This is a genomic window from Halorubrum xinjiangense, from assembly GCF_049604745.1.
GTDB classification, from domain to species: domain Archaea; phylum Halobacteriota; class Halobacteria; order Halobacteriales; family Haloferacaceae; genus Halorubrum; species Halorubrum xinjiangense_A.
In genome coordinates, this window is sequence record NZ_CP187140.1 from 1416936 (window position 1) to 1432795 (window position 15860).

The window sequence follows — 15860 nt, forward strand, 5'->3', positions numbered from 1 at the left end:
GTGCCTGAGCCGGGTCGCGTCGAGAGTGACGAGTACGAAGGCGTCGCCCGCAGCGGTGTTCGCAGGTGACGACGAGTCGCTCGGGGAACCGCACGTGAGCCGATTGACCCCGTCGGTGTCGGCTTCGTCCGGACCGCTCTCCGGCGACGTAGAGCTCGAAGCGTGGGTCACGGCCGTCACGCTGGAAGACTACAATTCACCCCGGAGTAACCGGTCAGCCACCGACCCGGATGACACGGATTCGGACGGCGACGGGGTAGACGACGAAGTCGACGTCAGGGAGACAGCGCTGGAGCTTGAGAGAAAACTTCTCTCGCAGACGACGGCCGCGGCGGACTCGATCAGTAAGCGCTCTGCGCGCACCGGCCGGAGCCAACTCGCGGATATGGGGAACACTATCGAGGAGGTACAGGCGACGGTAGCGCGGTGTTCTGACGACGTGTGCCGGACAGTACTGGAGAACGCGGAGATCCGGGGGCAGCTCGTCCGGCAGGCACAGGACAATGTCGAAAACGGCGAGTGGGACGACGCGGCGGTGGCCGTCGACGAGATTCTCGAGATCGTGGAGGGAGACATCGAACGCCTGGAGAGCGGTAGTAATCCCCTTTACGAGGCCGAAACTCGCGGCGGGGAGAACCCGCTCGCCGAGGGGCTCGCGCCGCCGGGAGGTGACCCGCTTAGCGACGAGCAGCGGGCGGCGCTCGGCGAGTACCTGTCGGGGTCGCCGACGATCGGTGAACGGTTCACCGTGTGTCTGCCCGACGCGGAAGTGCCCGGTGGGAACGGGAGCCTCGCCCGGGAGGTGACTCCACGGCGGTTCATCGATTACATCACGGGCCGGGCGGCCGCTGACGGTGATGGCGGAAAGGTGTACGCGTGGGGTGCCCGCGCGGAGACGGCCTCCGGTAACGGTGGCGGTGACTGCGACGACAGGGACACCAGAATCCGTCCGGACGACGTGTGTACGCCGAGGCATCTGCGGTCCGCCGTGTCCGGCCCGCATCACACGGGCGGCGGACTCCGCTCGGCTCGGACCGACGTCGGCGTTACCGTTGTGAACGACCCGCCGCGCGCTGAGGCGGGCACGTCTATTCTCGTCTGTCCCGTTGACGGCGAGGCGTTCGAGCCGTCCGACTTGACCGAGTGGGGCCCGGAGTCGGGTGCGAGTTCGGAGACGCCGACCATCGTGTGTCAGGTGATGGTGCGGCCGCCCGAGTGCCCGGTTCCGATACGGGCGCTGCTGTACGTGAAGCGGTGTCGGAGCGCCGAGCAGCTCGTCTACACGGGCGGGTGGGTCCTCGACGCGGCCGGACTGTACGAGGGGTCGGTGACGGCGTTGACCGTCGCGGGTGAGACGCAGGTGGTCGACATCGAGTGTTGCTTCGACTTCTCGACCGACAGGGGCGGCGACGGGTACGCCGACTTGGTATCGCGGTCGGTATCTGGTGAACGGGCTCGCCGGGGGGCACGAGTAGAGACGGGGACGGTCAGTGCGCTAATCGAGGCGGGGACGCTTTCGGAGGACACCGACGGAGAGGTGTACTGCTGGGGAGACGGCAGTCGGTCGCGAGACGACGCCGGCTCCTGCGGAGAGACCGACGAGGCCGGCGGCGAGATCGTCGTGACGCACTGTCCGCTGGATGCGCCGGTGCTTCACTTGGTGAACGCGGGAAGTGCGTCGAACGAGGTGAAATTCAAAGCGGGGGCCGAGCTTTCGAAGAGCGTGAGCTGAGCCGTCCGGGTCAGCGGCTTTCCCGTTCCTCGATTGGTCAACTCGATCAGCAGCCGGACGATCGCTTTCACGAGGACGGCGTCCACGCGGAACAGCCCGGTGCTGGTCGCCGACGGGCGCTATCAGAGGTGTTGGGTCGCGAGGTACAGCAAGTACGCCGTTCCCGTCGAACCCACCAGCGTCAGCAGCCAGCTCAGGAGCGTCCCGGCGTACTTGCGCGTGTCGACGCCGGCGCCCGCGCCGGCGAACCCGCATCCGGCGATGCTGTTGATGATGATGTGGTTGTACGAGATCGGCACGCCGAGCGTGTTGGCGATGATCTGAACCGTCGGGATCGCAGTCAAAAGCACCGCGAGAGAGGTCCGCTGGCCGAGGCTGGCGTACTGCCGCCCGACGGCTTGGAGCATGACGGGACTCTTCGTCCACGCGCCCACCATGATACCGAGTCCTCCGAAGGCGATCAGCGGCAAGATTCCGACGCCGAGTTCGCTGACGGTCCCGACGAGCGGTCCCACCGCCAGCCCCACCTGACTGCCGCCGCCGATAAACGAGAACACGATCCCGCCGAACAGGACCGCGTTCTCGACCCAGCGGTCCATCCGGTCCGACACCGGCACGTACCGACGAATGAGGGCGACCAGGCCGTACGCGACGAACACGGCGGCGATACCGGAGGCGATCCACGAGGTGATAGTGAGCGACCAGTAGTCGAGGTTCGGGCTGTAGCCCGCCGCCAGCCCGACCCCGGCGATCGCGCCGAAGGTTGAGAACGCGACGGGGATCGAGTGCTCGAAGTAGATCCCGAGGCCGACGTACAGCCCGATGACGATCAAGGCGATCGTCCCCATCTCGAAGGAGACGGGTCCGGAGACGATCTCGGTCCCGACCCCCCGCGTCACCGCCGTGCCCTGGGCCACGGCGCCAACGAACCCGACCAGTCCGACGAGGAACGCGCCACGGAGCACCCCCGTCGAGTTGGCCCCGACCGCCGGCGCCATGGAGACGGAGACGCTGCTCGCGCCGGTCACCGCCGCGACAGCGAACGAAACGACGAACGCGCCGGTCAGAAGCAGTACCGATACCACGTCGTTGCCGGCGACTCTGTTCGGGGCGGTGTAAAGCGTGACGAAACCGGTGGCGTTCGACCGCCAGCGATTTCAGGCAGGAGCCGAATGCGCTCACGCCGGATCGGGCGACGCAGCAACGCCGCCAAGGCGGCGACGCGCCGTTCGCGTCGGGCCGTCAAAATCCACCGCGAACTCACTATGGGACCAGAGACCACCGGGGACTCTCCCCCTGAACGCATCATGGAAAAAACCGTCCGCTCACCGTGGGTCGACCAACCGAAGGGAGCCGTTCCGGAGGTGCTGTCGACCGCGCGATCGGTGTTCAGCCCGAGCGACAACACGTAGGAGAGCGCGTCCGCGGTGCGGTCGCGGCGATCCGCACGCGCCGGCCGCGCCTCTCATTCTTTCGGTGACCGCCCGAGAGTCCCGACAGTGGCACCTCCGTTCCCAATTCGGCGGCGTCGACGGCGGTTCGAGAGCGTTCCCGGCCTACCGGTTCTCCCGCTGTTCGACTTTGTTCAGGTAGCTGAAATCCATAATACACCTGTACCCGCTACGGGGAAATTCGTGGGTAATAGTGGGCAACACATATCAGCGGTGGGTCCGTACTGTTCATCGATGAAAGTCGACGCGACAGACCTCAAAACGAACGAAACGGACGACCGAGGGCGAGTCTATCTCGGCACCGAGTACGCGAACAAGCGCGTAACCGTCGCCGTCGTTGAGGTGGAGTCCGACCGGCCGGACGACGACGAGCTGGCAGCCGCGTATCGGGAGGCCTCCGAGAGCGCGGAGGCACTCGCCGAGGAGTGGAGCGGAACGTCCGACGAAGCGTGGGAAAGCCTCGATGAGTGACGGCACGGACGTGCGACGGGGCGACGTGGTTATCGTCCGACTCGACCCCGCCGAAGGACACGAGATGAAGAAGACGCGGCCGGCCGTGGTCATTCAAAACGATATCGGAAACCGGAACTCCAGTACGACCATCGTCGCGCCCGTCACGGGGACCTACCGCGAGTATCCGTTCGAGGTGTTCGTCGAGGCGAGCGGGTCACCGCTCGAAAAGGATTCGGCAATCCGGCTCGACCAGATTCGAACAGTCTCGGTTCCGAAACGGATTCACTCGGTCGTCGGTTCGCTCGACGGGCCCACGATGGCTGAAGTCGACGAGGCGTTACAGCTGAGTCTCGACCTCGACTGAGCTACCGGTTCTCTCTTTGCTCCACCTTGTTCAACTCGATAAGTAGCCGGAATATCGCCTTTACGAGGTTCGCGTCCACGTCGAAGCGCTCGGCGTTCTCGCCGGCGCGCTCCATCACGCGCTCCTCCTGTCCCTCGTCGGTGGTCGGGAGGTCGCGCTGCTCTTTCACGGCCGCCACGGTGTCGGCGACGTACGTTCGGCGGGCGATCAGCTCGACGATCTCGCGGTCGATGTCTTCGATCTCCTGTCGCAGTTCGTCGAGGCTCCGGTCCTCCGCGTTGGGTGTGTCGCTCATTGGTGGATAGTGGGGTCGGTGGGTGGTGTACTCGCGGGTGTTCACTCGACGGCCGCGCCGTCGTTTCTGGTCGTCGTTCGGCGCAGCGTACCGGGGCGGTCGCCCCACGCGTCGGCGACCGCGTCAAGGTCCGTCTCGGGGTCGCCGGGGTCCGCGACGGCGACGACGCTCGGCCCGGTGCCGGACAACGACACCGCGGTGGCGTGCGGCATCGCCTCGACGGCGGGGTCGGCGTCGAAGCCGAGCGCGGCCGAGAACGCCAGCCCGTTCACGGTCATCGCCTCGCCGTACCGGCCGTCGAGCGCGAGGTCGGCGACGAGGTCGGCCATCGGCGCCACAGCCTCGCAGCGCGCCACGTCGGCGTCGGCGCTGTACGCTCGCTCGGGCGGGGTCCAGACCAGCACGTCCCAGTCGACCGCCTCGCGGACGCGCAGTTCGTCCGCGTCGTTGTCGGTGACGGTGACGCCGCCGAGCATCGACGCGGTCGCGTCGTCGAACGCGCCGGTGACGGTGACGCCGGCCTCCCGGGCCGCTCGCACGCCGAGCCGGCACGCCTCCAGGCGGGTGACGTCGACCGCGGGGTCGTCCGGGTCGTCACTTGCGCGGTCGCCGTCGCCGACCACGAGGCCGAGCGCGTCGCAGGTCGCGAGGACGGTCGCGTTGGCGGCCGCGCTGGAGCTCTTGAGGCCGGCCGCCAGCGGCACGTCGCTGTCGGTCCGGACGCGGCCGCCCTCGCCGTCGCCCCAGCGCTCGGTCGCGAGCGCGACGCAGCGCTCGATCAGGTCGGTGTCGGCGTCGGCGTCCTCGGCAATCTCCCCGTCGACGCCGTCGGCCGCGGGGTCGAGCTCGACCGTCGCGCGCGTCTCGACGTCGATACCGAACGCCGCGCCCGTGCCGGTCGCGAGCGCGTTCAACACCGTCCCGGCGCCGAGCGCCGCCGCCCGTCCCTCCATGGGTTCACGGCTCGCGAGCGCGGACAAAGAGGTAGCGATCACGGCGAGACTCTCCCGGGCGGAACACGGCTGCGTCCCTACCCGCCGCCTCAGATCGGCTCGGCGCGCCTGACCGCCGCGTCGACGGCGTAGCGGTCCGTCTCGGGCCGAACGTTGCTCCGTCGGCTCGGGAACGTGATCTCGACGGTGAACCGTCGGGGCCGCGAGCCGTCGAACCGGTTCTCGGCGGTGAACCGCTCGGTGTCGTACTCGAACCCGACCGCCTCGCGCTCGTCCGACCCCGCCGGCGTCGCGTACGCGTCGACGCGGAACTCGACGACGCCGTACTCGAACCGCCCCGCGTTCTCGACGGTCAGGCGCGCGCGAACGGTCGTGCGTCCCCCGTCGTCGCTCACTCCCAAGACCGACGCGTCGGTGACGACGAGTCCCGATCCGTCGGGACCGACCTCATCAGGGGTCGATTCGTCGGCGTCGTCGCTTCCCGAGCCGTCACCGGATCCTCCGTCGTCGCTCGACCCGTCGCCGCCGTCGCCGTCCGCGTCCGAATCGTCACCGCCGTCGCCGTCGTCCGTCTGTCGGGTGTCGGAGCCCTCTTCCTCGGAAGTCACGAGACAGCCGGCGAGCAGCCCGGCAGCGCCGACCGCGATGACCCCCCGGCGCGACGCGCGTCGGATCGGTCGGTCGGATCGGCCGGCGTCGCGGCTGTCGGCGCCGCTCCGGTCCGCTCCGTCTCGGTCGGGGGTCATCGCATCACCGTCCCGAGTACCCCGGTCGACGCCCCGACGGCGCCGGAGACGAACGCGGTCGCGAGCGTCGGCAGGGCCGCATCCGCGAGCCCGTGCGCCTGCGCGGCGGCGTCGCCCTGCGAGACGACGATCACCGTGACCGCGATCAGCCCGTACGCCAGCGCGCCGAGGCCGGTCCCGAGCCCGCAGGTCGTCGCCGCGCCGACAACGCTGCGAGCCCGCGATCCGACGAGGACGCCGAGGAAGCCGGCCAGCGGGACCGCCGCGATGAGAACGGTCGCGGTCGCGGCGAGGTACGACTGCGCGACGAACACCGGCCCGAACCGCGCCGTCTCGCCGGTCGCGGCGGTCGCGAGCGCGGCCTCCGCCCAGCCCGTCGCGGCCGCGGCGACGATCCCGACGCCGGCGCCGACCAAGGCGAACGCCGCGGCCACGAGGCCGATCTGGTTCGCGTTCATGCGCCGGTCACCCACCCGTGCCGTAATCGGCCGTGCCAGCCGGTCCGCTCCTCCCACGCGTCGCCGGAGAAGCCGGTCGCGAGCAGGAACTCGCCCGCCCGGACGACGTAGCCGTACTGGACGCCGGCGTGCTCGTCGAAGCCGTACCGCTCGCCCTCCGCCTCGCGGTGGTAGAAGCGGTGCCAGGCGGTCGGACCGTCGTCCGGCCCGGAACCGTTCTCTTCCGTGGAGGCGTTCCCGCCATCGGACGCGTTCCCGTCGAAGTCAGAGCCGGCGAGGGTGGCCTCGGGGTCGATCGACGCGCGGCCCTCCGTCGCGCCCTCGTCGAGGGCCGTCGAGAGCCGCGCCTCGGCGGTCTCGGCGTCCGGGTACCGCTGGACGTGGACCGGGACGCCGTCGAGCTCGCGGGCCCAGCCCTCGAACGCTTCCCGGCGGCGGTTCCCCAGCGGCGGGCGGTCGGCGAACGCGACGAACAGCTCCTCGACGCGGTCTTCCGGCTGCGGGATCGGGCCGAGGCGAGCGCGCAGTTCTCGTCGTCGCTCGGGGGCGAACGCGTCCCCGTAGATCCGCGGGATCCGGTCGCGGTCGACCTCGTCCCGGTCGTACGGTCGGTGCGCGAACGTCGAGAAGTCGCGGCTCGCGACGGCGAGCTCGACGAGCGTTCCGGTGGTGACGCGTCCGCGCTCGGGATCGTCCGGCGGTAGCGGCGCCAGCAGCCGTCGAAACAGCCGGTTGTGAATCGGGTTTCGAGAGAAGGCCTCCTCGACGTACGTGGCCGTGCCGATGCTCGCGAGTCCGGTGCGCATCCGATCGAGTTCCTCAAGGGCGCGGTCGACGTCCCCGCGAGGGGCGAACTCACGGAGGACCTCGACGTGGCGGTCGACGCGGGCGCGGATCCGGGGGCCGGGCGAGAAGTGCGGTTCGAGGGCCTTGCTCGCGCGATCGGCGGCAGTCTCGCCGGCAGTCGCGACCGCGTCGACCTGTTCGGACGTGATTTCCGCCTCCTCGTCGACGGTCTCGCGGACCGACCGGACGGTCGAGGCCGCGTCGGCGACCGCGTCGCGGTAGGTCGCCACCGCGTCCGGGTACTCGGTCGCGAACCACACCGCGTCGTCGACGACCGCGCGGGTCGCGTCCGCGAGCGCGGCGTTCGTGGCCGGCGGATCGCCGTCGGTCTGCTCGGGCGGGTCGTCGGGAGGGCCGTCTTCGGGCGGGTCGCCGGGGTCGTCCCCGTCGCCCGGCGCGTCGGCGCCCTCGGGGTCGTCGGGGTATTCGACGCCCTCGACGCCGAGACACCCGGCGGTCCCGACGAGGGCGGCGCCGACGCCGAGAAGCGTCCGTCGCGTCCGTTCCATGACACGCACTCCCCGCGGCAGGAACTTAAATGTGGCACGCCGATTCTCGCGCCTGAGGGCGCCCCGTCACGCACCGTCTCGGTCGAGTCGTCTGCGGGCGCGGTCCGGCGCGACCCCCGAGCGCGTCCCTTTTGAGGCCGGCACTCCGAGCGTCGCGTATGTCCGCGCCATCACGCAGCGACGTGCCGCCGACGTCGATCGGCGTCGACCTCCGCGAGGAGGGCGTCGTCATCGAGTACCTCGACGGCCGGACGACCCTCTACCGGGGCGTCCCCGAGTCGGCCGAGGGATCGGTGACCGCCGGCCCCGGCAAGGAGACCCACGTCCTCGTCACCGACCCCACGGAGACGGAGGGCGTGATGACGTACGTGAACGACTACAAGACCGACGACGAGATCCTCGAAGAGTCCGGCGTCGGCCGCGTCATCGTCGAGGACGGCGAGCGCGACGAGGTGTTCCCCGGCGTGATCGTCGGCCGCGAGGGGCAGCGCAACGAGGTCGTCGCCGACCCCGAGGTCGCCGGCGGGCGCGTGTTCGTCTTCGTCGAGGACGGCTGGACCGAGGGGAGCTACGAGATCGTCGAGGGCCCCGAGGACGGTCTCGACGCGCACCGGTGATCGCCCCGTAGTTACCGAAATGAGCCTCGCGAAACCCTGGCGCGACCTCGACCGATCGACGGTCGGGAGCGCCCCGGACCGCTACGCGCTGTACGAGCTCGGCGACGCCGACGGCGACACGGTCGGGTTCGGCACGGGCGTCCTCCGCGACGAGCTGAAGGAGGCGCTCGCGTACGGCGACGCCGCGAAGGTGCGCTGGGAGCTGGCCGACTCGCCCGACCACGCCGAGCGGCTGCTCGCGGACCACGTCGAAGAGTGACGGTCTCGCCCGTTTCGGCTCCACCCCTCCCGAGCGCACGGGAACGACCGACAGACGAAAGTTCCGCGGCCGCCGAGGGAGCGATATGAGCGACGAGGCCGACGGCGACGAGGCCGCGACCGACGGGGGCGACGAAGTGCTCCGCGCCAGCGACATCGGCGGCGAGGGGCCGCCGATCGAGGAGAAGCCGTACAAGATCGTCTTCGAGGCGAACAAGTGCTTCGGGGCGGGCAAGTGCGCGGAGGTCGCGGACAACTGGGTGATGGACGTCGTGAGCGGGATGGCGAAGCCGGAGGCGTACTACATCGGCGAGGAGGACTTAGAGGAGAACGTCCGCGCGGCCGAGGCGTGTCCCGCCAAGAAGGACGCGGGCGTGATCCACGTCGTCGACCGCCGGACGGACGAGGAGATCGCGCCGGACCCCCACGGCGACGGGACGCTCTCGGTCGACTGGTAGCGCCCGGACTTCCGAAAGGGGTTTTACCCCGCCGCCGGTAGCCGAATCCGCGCGGGGGTGGCTGAGCCTGGCCAAAAGCGGCGGACTTAAGATCCGCTCCTGTAGAGGTTCGAGGGTTCGAATCCCTTCCCCCGCACTCCTGCGGCGAGCAATTCGCGAGCCGCAGGTGTAGACAAGGAAGGGTTCGAACCCAGAAAGTCGCAGCCCGGACCGGCGAGCGGAGCGAGCCGCATGCCCGGACCGTCTTTCGTTGGTTCGAATCCCTTCCCCCGCATTGCTGTCGCGAGCAACTCGCGAGCGACAGCAATCAGACAAAAGGGATTCGAAGCAGGGAACGAAGCGAGCGCAGCGAGCGGAGTGAGTGAGGTTCGAATCCCTTCCCCCGCATTGCTGCGGCGAGCGATTCATGAGTGACAGCCACGGCCACTTATAAACCGGACGCGGTGGCGTCGCCGGCGGCTCCGCCGCCGGCTGCAAGAGGCGCGTCGCGCCTCACTGCGTGCCTCCGAGCGCCCACCGGGCGCGAGGAGCACGCGCGAGGGAGTCGCTGGCGGCAACAGCCGCCAGCGACGAGGCTGGGGAGGTGAGAGGTGCTGTGCGGTGCCGTGGCGGGGCGGGACTCAAAGGGGCAGTCGCGAGGACGAAGCACGGCGACGCAAGCACTGGAAGGAGCGAGCGAAGCGAGCGACTGAAGCGCACAGCGAGCCGCGCGAGTCCTCGCGACTGGGGCTTTGGAGGTGTTTGCCGCCGATCTCCTCGCAACCAGTTAGAACTGAACGACTGAAGGGGTTTGAGAATATCACCGCGACCCCGGGACATCGATCCGGCCCGATTAACAGCAGAACATGAAGGGGTAGACGAGCGCGACGCGGTCGCCCTCCTCCAACTTCGTGTCGAAGCCGTTCTCGTTCTCGTTGAAGTGGCCGTTGACGAGGATCCGGGCGTACGCGATGGTCTGCTCGCCGACCGGGTTCTTCGACCACGTGCCCGGCAGCTCCTCCGGCGTCGGCGCCCAGCCGCTGTGGGTCGCGTCGGACTCCGACTCCGCGATCAGCATGTCCTGGAGCTGCGGGTAGTCCTCGAACAACTCGTCGAGAAACGCGCGGAGCGTGTCGCCCTCGAAGGTGTACTCGAACTCGTACACGTCGAGCTCCGTGCGCACGTGACCGGTACACCGCACGGTGACGGTCGTCTCCGCCTCGGTCGCGGTCGCTTCCGTCTCGTCTCCACCCGTCTCCGTTTCGGCCGCGCTCCGCTCTGACTCGGTCGCCGCCGGCTCGGCCACCTCGCTGGTCTGAGACATACGCGACCGTACGCGACCGTCCCGGGTAAGACGGGTTGCGAACATGTTCGCAGAGATGTCGGCCGGTTCGGGGCGAGATCGGTCGGCTGCGCCCTCGAACGCGCGGGTCTCGTTCGGGGGCCTCGACGACACCGGTCCGAGAGGGTCGAAATCGCCCGACTGAAGCGGTTTCGACGGTCGAGAATCCGACCGAACATGTTGCCGCTAAACGCATAGGCGGTCTCGGCGGTACGCACACCCGATGGAGCTCACACGCAAGACGATTGCGAAGGTCATCGTCGCGGCGTTCCTGCTCAACCTGGTCGTGATGGGCGCCGGGGCGTGGTTCGCGTATCAGGAGGCGCCGCCGATACCCGACGAGGTCGTCGGCCCCGACGGCGAGACGGTCGTCACAGGGGCCGAGGTCCAGGACGGGAAGGAGGCGTTCCAGCAGTACGGGCTGATGAACCACGGGTCGATCCTCGGCAACGGCGCGTACTACGGCGAGGACTACACCGCCGAGACGCTGGAGCTGAAGACCCAACACATGCGCGAGTACTACGCCGACGCCGAGTACGGCGCGGCGTACGACGATCTCGACTCAGGCGAGCAGTCGCGGGTCGACGCGCTCGTGCGCGACGAGCTTGACGAGTCGCACGACGGCGGTGACGTCGTGGAGTACTCCGCCGCGGAGCTGTACGCCCACGAGCAGGTGCGCGAGACGTACGTCGAGCGCTACCACGAGGGCGACCACGACCGCGGCGTCCCGGTCGAGATGATCGGCTCGGAGGCGGAGGCCGAGGCGTTCGCGGACTTCGCGCTGTGGACCGCGTGGTTCTCGCACACCGACCGCCCGAACGCCGACCACTCGTACACCAACGAGTGGCCCTACGCGCCCGGCGCCGGCAACGACGCCACCGGCTCGGCGATGATATGGAGCGTCATCGCGATGGTGTTACTCGTCGGCGCCGCGGGCGCCGCGATCCTCCTTTATAAATCGGTGAAGCTCCCCGAGCCCTCCTCGGAGGGGATCTCGGTTCCCAAGCCCGGCGACGTGAGCGTCTTCCCGAGCCAGCGCGCTGCGCTCCGGTTCATCCCCATCGCGGCGGGACTGTTCTTAGCCCAAGTGCTGTTGGGCGGCCTGCTCGCGCACTTCTACATCGAGCGGGCCGGGTTCTTCGGGATCGAGCAGGCCTTCGGGATACACATCCTCCAGCTGCTCCCCTTCTCCATCGCGAAGACGTGGCACATCGATCTGGGCATCCTCTGGATCGCGTCGACGTGGCTCGGCGCCGGGCTGTTCCTCCCGCCGCTGCTCACCGGCCACGAGCCGAAGCGGCAGGGGACGTACGTGAGCGTCCTCCTCGGCGCGCTCGTCGTCGTCGTGGTCGGCGGGATGGGCGGCATCTGGCTCGGCGCGAACGGCTACCTCCCGGGCAAGCTCTGGTGGCTGCTCGGCAACGAGGGGTTAGAGTACCTCGAAGTCGGGAAGGTGTGGCAGGGCGGCCTGCTCGCCGGGTTCATCCTGTGGGCGATCCTCGCGATCCGCGGGCTCAAGCCGCTGCTCGACCGCGAGCCGGTGTACGGGCTCGCGCACATGATCCTCTACGCGGGCGGCTCGATCACCCTGCTGTTCGTCGCCGGGTTCATGTTCACGCCGTCGACGAACATCGCCGTCACGGAGTTCTGGCGCTGGTGGGTCGTCCACATGTGGGTCGAGGGCGCCTTCGAGTTCTTCATCGTCGCCATCATCGGGCTCACTCTAGTGTCGATGAACCTGCTCTCGCGGCGCAGCGCCGAGAAGGCGGTGATGCTTCAGGCCCTCCTCGTGATGGGGACGGGCGTCATCGGCGTCTCGCACCACTACTGGTGGATCGGGATGCCCGACTACTGGGTGCCGATCGGCAGCGTCTTCTCGACCTTAGAGCTGCTCCCGCTGATCTTCATCCTCTACGAGGCCATCGGGCAGTACCGCGCGATGAGCGAGACGGGCTTCCCGTACAAGCTCCCCTTCATGTTCATCGTCGCCAGCGGAGTGTGGAACTTCGTCGGGGCCGGCGTCCTCGGCTTCTTCATCAACCTCCCGCTGATCAACTACTACGAGCACGGGACGTACCTCACCGTCGGCCACGCCCACGCCGCGATGTTCGGCGCGTTCGGCTTCCTCGCGCTCGGCATGGTGACGTACATGCTCCAGCTGTCGATCGACCCCGAGCGCTGGGACGGCTCGTGGCTCCGCGCGGCGTTCTGGTGTTGGAACGTCGGGCTCGCGCTGATGGTGTTCGTCTCCGTCCTCCCCGTCGGGTTCCTCCAGCTCGACGTCGCGTTCACGGAGAGCTACGCCGCGGCCCGGAGCCTCGCGTTCTACGAGGGCGACCTCGTCCAGACGCTGTTCTGGGCGCGGCTCCCCGGCGACACGCTGATCATCATCGGGACGTCCATCTACGTCGCCGACCTGATCCGCAAGCGGTTCGTCCTCCGCGCGTCGGAGGACGACCCCAGCGTCGACGACATGGCGGTCGCGGAGGGGATCGTCGGCGACGACGACTGACGGGCCGCTTCCCGGGGGCGGACGGTCCTCAGTCGCGGAGCCGATCGGACCGCTCCGACCAGCCGGTCGCGTCCGTCGCGATGTCGTGGACCTCCCGGCGGATCCCGGCGTAGTTGTCGACGATGTCCTGCGTGGTGATGATCCCCTCGGGCGTCACGCCGTCGACGACGACGAGCTTCTTGACGCCCTCCGAGCGCATGCGCTCCGTCGCGCTCCGGAGCGTCGCGCTCGGCCGAACGGTAACGAGTGGGGCGCTCGCGGCTTCACGAACCGGAATAGCCGATAGGGGGTCGTCGGTAACGTATCCGGCGTGGAGGACGTCGCTCTCGGTGAGGATCCCGGCGGGCGTCCCGCCGTCCGTGACGACGACGCTGCCGATTCGGTTGCGGAGCATCGACTCCGTGGCGTCCCGGACCGTGGCGTCGACGTCGCAGGTCACGAGGTCCGTCGTCATCACCTCCTCGACGAGCATAGCGGAGGTACCGCGGCGGGGTACTTGTAGGTGGCTGCGGGACGGGCGACGCCGGTCTGCTGCCAAGTCGCGCTTCGCGGCCGCCGCTCAGTAGTGCCAGGGGTACTCGCGGAACTGCGGCTCCCGACCCTCTAAGAACGCGTCGCGGCCCTCCTGGGCCTCCTCGGTCATGTACGCGAGCCGCGTCGCCTCGCCCGCGAACACCTGCTGGCCGACCATCCCGTCGTCGGCCATGTTGAACGCGTACTTCAGCATCCGCATCGCGGTCGGCGACTTCCGGGTCATCTCGTCGGCCCACTCCAGCGCCACGTCCTCCAGCTCCTCGTGTTCGACGACCTCGTTGACCATCCCCATGTCTTCGGCCTCCTCCGCGGAGTAGGTTTTCCCGCGGAAGAACACCTCTCGGGCCTTCTTCTGGCCGATCTGTTGCGCGAGGTACGCGGAGCCGAACCCGCCGTCGAACGAGCCCACGTCGGGGTCGGTCTGGAGGAACTTCCCGTGCTCCTCGCTGGCGAGGGTCATGTCGCAGACGACGTGCAGCGAGTGGCCGCCGCCGACCGCCCAGCCGGGGACGACCGCGACGACCGGCTTCGGCATGAAGCGGATCAGCCGCTGGACTTCGAGGATGTGGAGCCGGCCCGCCCGCGCCGAGCGCACGAGGTCGTCGTCGTCGTCGCCCGCCTCGTCGTCGTCGCGGTACTCGTAGCCGGAGCCGCCGCGGACCGACTGGTCGCCGCCCGAGCAGAACGCCCAGCCGCCGTCCTTCTCCGAGGGACCGTTCCCGGTGAGGAGAACCGTGCCGACGTCCGCCTGCTTGCGCGCGTGGTCGAGCGCGGCGTACAGTTCGTCGACCGTCCCGGGCCGGAAGGCGTTGCGGACCGCCGGGCGGTCGAAGGCGATCCGGACCGCGGGGACGTCGACGGCGCGGTGGTAGGTGATGTCGTCGAACTCGTCGGTGACGGACTCCCACGCGTCGGGATCGAAGATCTCCGAGACCATGGCGGCTCGTACGTCCGGCCGGCTCATAAACGGCGTCGGATCGGACGGAACAGAAAGGGAACGGAACAGGGGCAACCGCAACAGCAGGGAAACGGAGGGAGTAACCGCAACAGCAGGGAAACGGAACAGGGATCGCCCCGCTCAGAGGGAGAGTTCTTCCTCGCGCCCCGCGACGAGGACGGGGAGCCGCTCCCAGCGTCTGGGACGGACGCCGGCGTCGCGGCTCGCCCGTCGAGACTCGTCAGTCGTTCTGCGCGTACGCACCCTTTGGGTGCCCCTTGTGCTGGAGGTTGCGGTTGTCGCGTTTCCGCGTCGCGGTCGCGGGGATCACCTCGCGGGTCGGGTCGATCTCCGACCGCGGCATCCCGGTGTAGCCGTGGTCCGGATGCTCGGAGCAGTGTGCCATCGCGTCGTGCGAGCCCTCCCACGGGCCCTCGTCACAGCCGTCCGCCGTACAGACGAACACTATCTCCTCTGACATGCTAACCGGGGGTTTCCGACGGGTGTATAAAAACCTCGCACCGAAATTATCAGTTTTGAATCTTCGATTCGGCGCCACGAAACCGACTGACTGGGCGGCCGAATCCGCTAATCGCCGGCGGCAGGTGCGCCGAACAGCTCGACGCTCGTCCCGTCGTGTCGGCAGTCTTCGAGCGCGTGTTTGGCCGCGAAGCCGGCCTCGTGGGCGGAGGCGCCGCGGCCGACGCCGACCTGGAGCTCAATGTCGACTTCGTCCGCGACGTGGGCGACCGCCGACGAGAACGCCGACTCGGGAAGGTCGGGACAGACCGCGATGATGTTGTCGCCGCCGACGAAGAAGGAGAGGGCGCCGTGCGCCTCGCGGAGGTGGCGCATCAGCGAGCCGTACGCCCGTTCGATGTTGATGAACGTGTCAAACTCGTTGAGCTGGTCGGTGTACTTGCCGGTCGCGTTGACCACGTCGAAGTGCGCGACCTGAAGGTCCGACCGCTCCGTCTCGGAGAGGTACTCGCCGGCGAGCACCTCGGTCCGGCTCTCGTCTTGGGCGCTCCCCGCCGTCTGAAGCCGCCGGTTCGCCGCTTCGAGCGCGTCGACGGGGCGCTCGGCGACGGCGGTCCCGAGGCTCACGCTGACCGGGTAGCGGTTGCCGATCGACTCCTGAAGGGTCGCGTGGGCCGCGCCGTCGACGCCGTTCGTCACCGCGATCATGTTGTCGAACCTAGTGAAGAAGACGTAGGCGTCGCGGTGGCCGAGGAACTGGGCGACGTCGGCGAAAAGCCGCGACTGGAGCGTCTGGAGGTCCATCTCCCGGCGCGGCTCCGGCGTCGTCGTCCACGGTCCGTAGTTGTCGATCTGGACGAGGGTCACCTGAGTCGTCGTCACAGTGAACACCGATACGGAACGCTGCCGCTTTACCCTTCCGTTATCCCGAAGGTG

General features: G+C 68.9%; 18 protein-coding genes and 1 tRNA gene. 8 read left to right on the forward strand and 11 right to left on the reverse strand.

The genetic code is table 11. The features are described 5' to 3' along the window. Positions 1-25: 25 nt before the first annotated feature. The gene (locus ACOZ35_RS08235; RefSeq protein ID WP_424015893.1) at positions 26-1732 is read left to right on the forward strand and encodes a hypothetical protein; all 1707 of its coding nucleotides are present in this window, start codon (positions 26-28) and stop codon (positions 1730-1732) included. 122 nt (positions 1733-1854) lie between these two features. Here the strand turns inward: ACOZ35_RS08235 and ACOZ35_RS08240 are convergent, their stop codons facing one another. After that, a complete protein-coding gene (locus ACOZ35_RS08240; RefSeq protein WP_424015894.1) occupies positions 1855-2817 on the reverse strand; it encodes an anion permease in 963 nt (320 codons plus the stop codon). 600 nt (positions 2818-3417) lie between these two features. Here ACOZ35_RS08240 and ACOZ35_RS08245 point away from each other — a divergent pair. Together ACOZ35_RS08245 and ACOZ35_RS08250 are read left to right on the forward strand one after the other, a co-directional pair. Beyond that, positions 3418-3654, forward strand: coding sequence for a hypothetical protein (locus ACOZ35_RS08245; protein ID WP_424015895.1), 237 nt, complete (start codon positions 3418-3420; stop codon positions 3652-3654). Further along, complete coding sequence (locus tag ACOZ35_RS08250; RefSeq protein ID WP_424015896.1) at positions 3647-4000, forward strand: type II toxin-antitoxin system PemK/MazF family toxin; 354 nt, start codon at positions 3647-3649, stop codon at positions 3998-4000. The genes ACOZ35_RS08245 and ACOZ35_RS08250 overlap by 8 nt, the downstream gene beginning before the upstream one ends. 1 nt (position 4001) lies before the next feature. On the opposite strand, the gene ACOZ35_RS08255 is transcribed toward ACOZ35_RS08250, so the two are convergent. The 5 genes from ACOZ35_RS08255 to ACOZ35_RS08275 all read right to left on the reverse strand — a co-directional run bounded on the left by ACOZ35_RS08255 (position 4002) and on the right by ACOZ35_RS08275 (position 7807). Further along, entirely contained in the window at positions 4002-4295 is a 294-nt protein-coding gene (locus tag ACOZ35_RS08255) for a chorismate mutase (protein WP_424015897.1), read from the reverse strand. A 41-nt stretch (positions 4296-4336) separates the two neighbouring features. Next, positions 4337-5248, reverse strand: a complete 912-nt coding sequence (locus ACOZ35_RS08260; protein WP_424015898.1) for a shikimate kinase — start codon at positions 5246-5248, stop codon at positions 4337-4339. 89 nt (positions 5249-5337) lie between these two features. Then, a complete protein-coding gene (locus ACOZ35_RS08265; protein ID WP_424015899.1) occupies positions 5338-5994 on the reverse strand; it encodes a hypothetical protein in 657 nt (218 codons plus the stop codon). After that, on the reverse strand, positions 5991-6452 hold the full coding sequence (locus ACOZ35_RS08270) for a hypothetical protein (RefSeq protein WP_424015900.1): 462 nt from the start codon (positions 6450-6452) through the stop codon (positions 5991-5993). The genes ACOZ35_RS08265 and ACOZ35_RS08270 overlap by 4 nt, the downstream gene beginning before the upstream one ends. Continuing rightward, positions 6449-7807 (reverse strand): hypothetical protein, encoded by a 1359-nt coding sequence (locus ACOZ35_RS08275; RefSeq protein WP_424015901.1) that lies wholly within the window; start codon positions 7805-7807, stop codon positions 6449-6451. The genes ACOZ35_RS08270 and ACOZ35_RS08275 overlap by 4 nt, the downstream gene beginning before the upstream one ends. 158 nt (positions 7808-7965) lie before the next feature. Here ACOZ35_RS08275 and ACOZ35_RS08280 point away from each other — a divergent pair, with 158 nt between their 5' ends. The 4 genes from ACOZ35_RS08280 to ACOZ35_RS08295 all read left to right on the forward strand — a co-directional run bounded on the left by ACOZ35_RS08280 (position 7966) and on the right by ACOZ35_RS08295 (position 9276). After that, positions 7966-8424: a DUF5796 family protein gene (locus ACOZ35_RS08280; RefSeq protein ID WP_424015902.1), complete on the forward strand. Its 459-nt coding sequence runs from the start codon at positions 7966-7968 to the stop codon at positions 8422-8424. A gap of 19 nt (positions 8425-8443) precedes the next feature. Further along, on the forward strand, positions 8444-8683 hold the full coding sequence (locus tag ACOZ35_RS08285; RefSeq protein ID WP_017344186.1) for a DUF7508 domain-containing protein: 240 nt from the start codon (positions 8444-8446) through the stop codon (positions 8681-8683). 85 nt (positions 8684-8768) lie between these two features. Further along, positions 8769-9140 carry a ferredoxin gene (locus ACOZ35_RS08290; RefSeq protein ID WP_424015903.1) on the forward strand — a complete coding sequence of 124 codons (372 nt, stop codon included), beginning with the start codon at positions 8769-8771 and terminating at the stop codon, positions 9138-9140. A 51-nt stretch (positions 9141-9191) separates the two neighbouring features. Next, a tRNA-Leu gene (locus tag ACOZ35_RS08295) sits at positions 9192-9276 on the forward strand. 696 nt (positions 9277-9972) lie between these two features. Here the strand turns inward: ACOZ35_RS08295 and ACOZ35_RS08300 are convergent. Further along, a complete protein-coding gene (locus tag ACOZ35_RS08300; protein WP_424015904.1) occupies positions 9973-10443 on the reverse strand; it encodes a MoaD/ThiS family protein in 471 nt (156 codons plus the stop codon). Between the two features lie 241 nt (positions 10444-10684). Here ACOZ35_RS08300 and ACOZ35_RS08305 point away from each other — a divergent pair, with 241 nt between their 5' ends. Next, positions 10685-12973 carry a nitric-oxide reductase large subunit gene (locus ACOZ35_RS08305; protein WP_424015905.1) on the forward strand — a complete coding sequence of 763 codons (2289 nt, stop codon included), beginning with the start codon at positions 10685-10687 and terminating at the stop codon, positions 12971-12973. A gap of 28 nt (positions 12974-13001) precedes the next feature. Here the strand turns inward: ACOZ35_RS08305 and ACOZ35_RS08310 are convergent, their stop codons facing one another. The 4 genes from ACOZ35_RS08310 to ACOZ35_RS08325 all read right to left on the reverse strand — a co-directional run bounded on the left by ACOZ35_RS08310 (position 13002) and on the right by ACOZ35_RS08325 (position 15806). Then, complete coding sequence (locus ACOZ35_RS08310) at positions 13002-13445, reverse strand: CBS domain-containing protein (RefSeq protein ID WP_424015906.1); 444 nt, start codon at positions 13443-13445, stop codon at positions 13002-13004. An 87-nt stretch (positions 13446-13532) separates the two neighbouring features. Further along, a complete protein-coding gene (locus tag ACOZ35_RS08315) occupies positions 13533-14444 on the reverse strand; it encodes a 1,4-dihydroxy-2-naphthoyl-CoA synthase (protein WP_424015907.1) in 912 nt (303 codons plus the stop codon). Positions 14445-14685: 241 nt separating this feature from the next. Further along, positions 14686-14925 carry a hypothetical protein gene (locus ACOZ35_RS08320; RefSeq protein WP_004596760.1) on the reverse strand — a complete coding sequence of 80 codons (240 nt, stop codon included), beginning with the start codon at positions 14923-14925 and terminating at the stop codon, positions 14686-14688. A gap of 107 nt (positions 14926-15032) precedes the next feature. Next, on the reverse strand, positions 15033-15806 hold the full coding sequence (locus ACOZ35_RS08325; protein ID WP_424015908.1) for a GTP cyclohydrolase III: 774 nt from the start codon (positions 15804-15806) through the stop codon (positions 15033-15035). Between the last annotated feature and the right edge of the window lie 54 nt (positions 15807-15860).

Coding starts and splice junctions, on each gene's coding strand:
- ACOZ35_RS08245 (WP_424015895.1), top strand. CDS start 3,418: ATGAAAGTCGACGCGACAGACCTCAAAACGAACGAAACGGACGACCGA.
- ACOZ35_RS08250 (WP_424015896.1), top strand. CDS start 3,647: ATGAGTGACGGCACGGACGTGCGACGGGGCGACGTGGTTATCGTCCGA.
- ACOZ35_RS08255 (WP_424015897.1), bottom strand. CDS start 4,295: ATGAGCGACACACCCAACGCGGAGGACCGGAGCCTCGACGAACTGCGA.
- ACOZ35_RS08260 (WP_424015898.1), bottom strand. CDS start 5,248: ATGGAGGGACGGGCGGCGGCGCTCGGCGCCGGGACGGTGTTGAACGCG.
- ACOZ35_RS08265 (WP_424015899.1), bottom strand. CDS start 5,994: ATGACCCCCGACCGAGACGGAGCGGACCGGAGCGGCGCCGACAGCCGC.
- ACOZ35_RS08270 (WP_424015900.1), bottom strand. CDS start 6,452: ATGAACGCGAACCAGATCGGCCTCGTGGCCGCGGCGTTCGCCTTGGTC.
- ACOZ35_RS08275 (WP_424015901.1), bottom strand. CDS start 7,807: ATGGAACGGACGCGACGGACGCTTCTCGGCGTCGGCGCCGCCCTCGTC.
- ACOZ35_RS08280 (WP_424015902.1), top strand. CDS start 7,966: ATGTCCGCGCCATCACGCAGCGACGTGCCGCCGACGTCGATCGGCGTC.
- ACOZ35_RS08285 (WP_017344186.1), top strand. CDS start 8,444: ATGAGCCTCGCGAAACCCTGGCGCGACCTCGACCGATCGACGGTCGGG.
- ACOZ35_RS08290 (WP_424015903.1), top strand. CDS start 8,769: ATGAGCGACGAGGCCGACGGCGACGAGGCCGCGACCGACGGGGGCGAC.
- ACOZ35_RS08300 (WP_424015904.1), bottom strand. CDS start 10,443: ATGTCTCAGACCAGCGAGGTGGCCGAGCCGGCGGCGACCGAGTCAGAG.
- ACOZ35_RS08305 (WP_424015905.1), top strand. CDS start 10,685: ATGGAGCTCACACGCAAGACGATTGCGAAGGTCATCGTCGCGGCGTTC.
- ACOZ35_RS08310 (WP_424015906.1), bottom strand. CDS start 13,445: ATGCTCGTCGAGGAGGTGATGACGACGGACCTCGTGACCTGCGACGTC.
- ACOZ35_RS08315 (WP_424015907.1), bottom strand. CDS start 14,444: ATGGTCTCGGAGATCTTCGATCCCGACGCGTGGGAGTCCGTCACCGAC.
- ACOZ35_RS08320 (WP_004596760.1), bottom strand. CDS start 14,925: ATGTCAGAGGAGATAGTGTTCGTCTGTACGGCGGACGGCTGTGACGAG.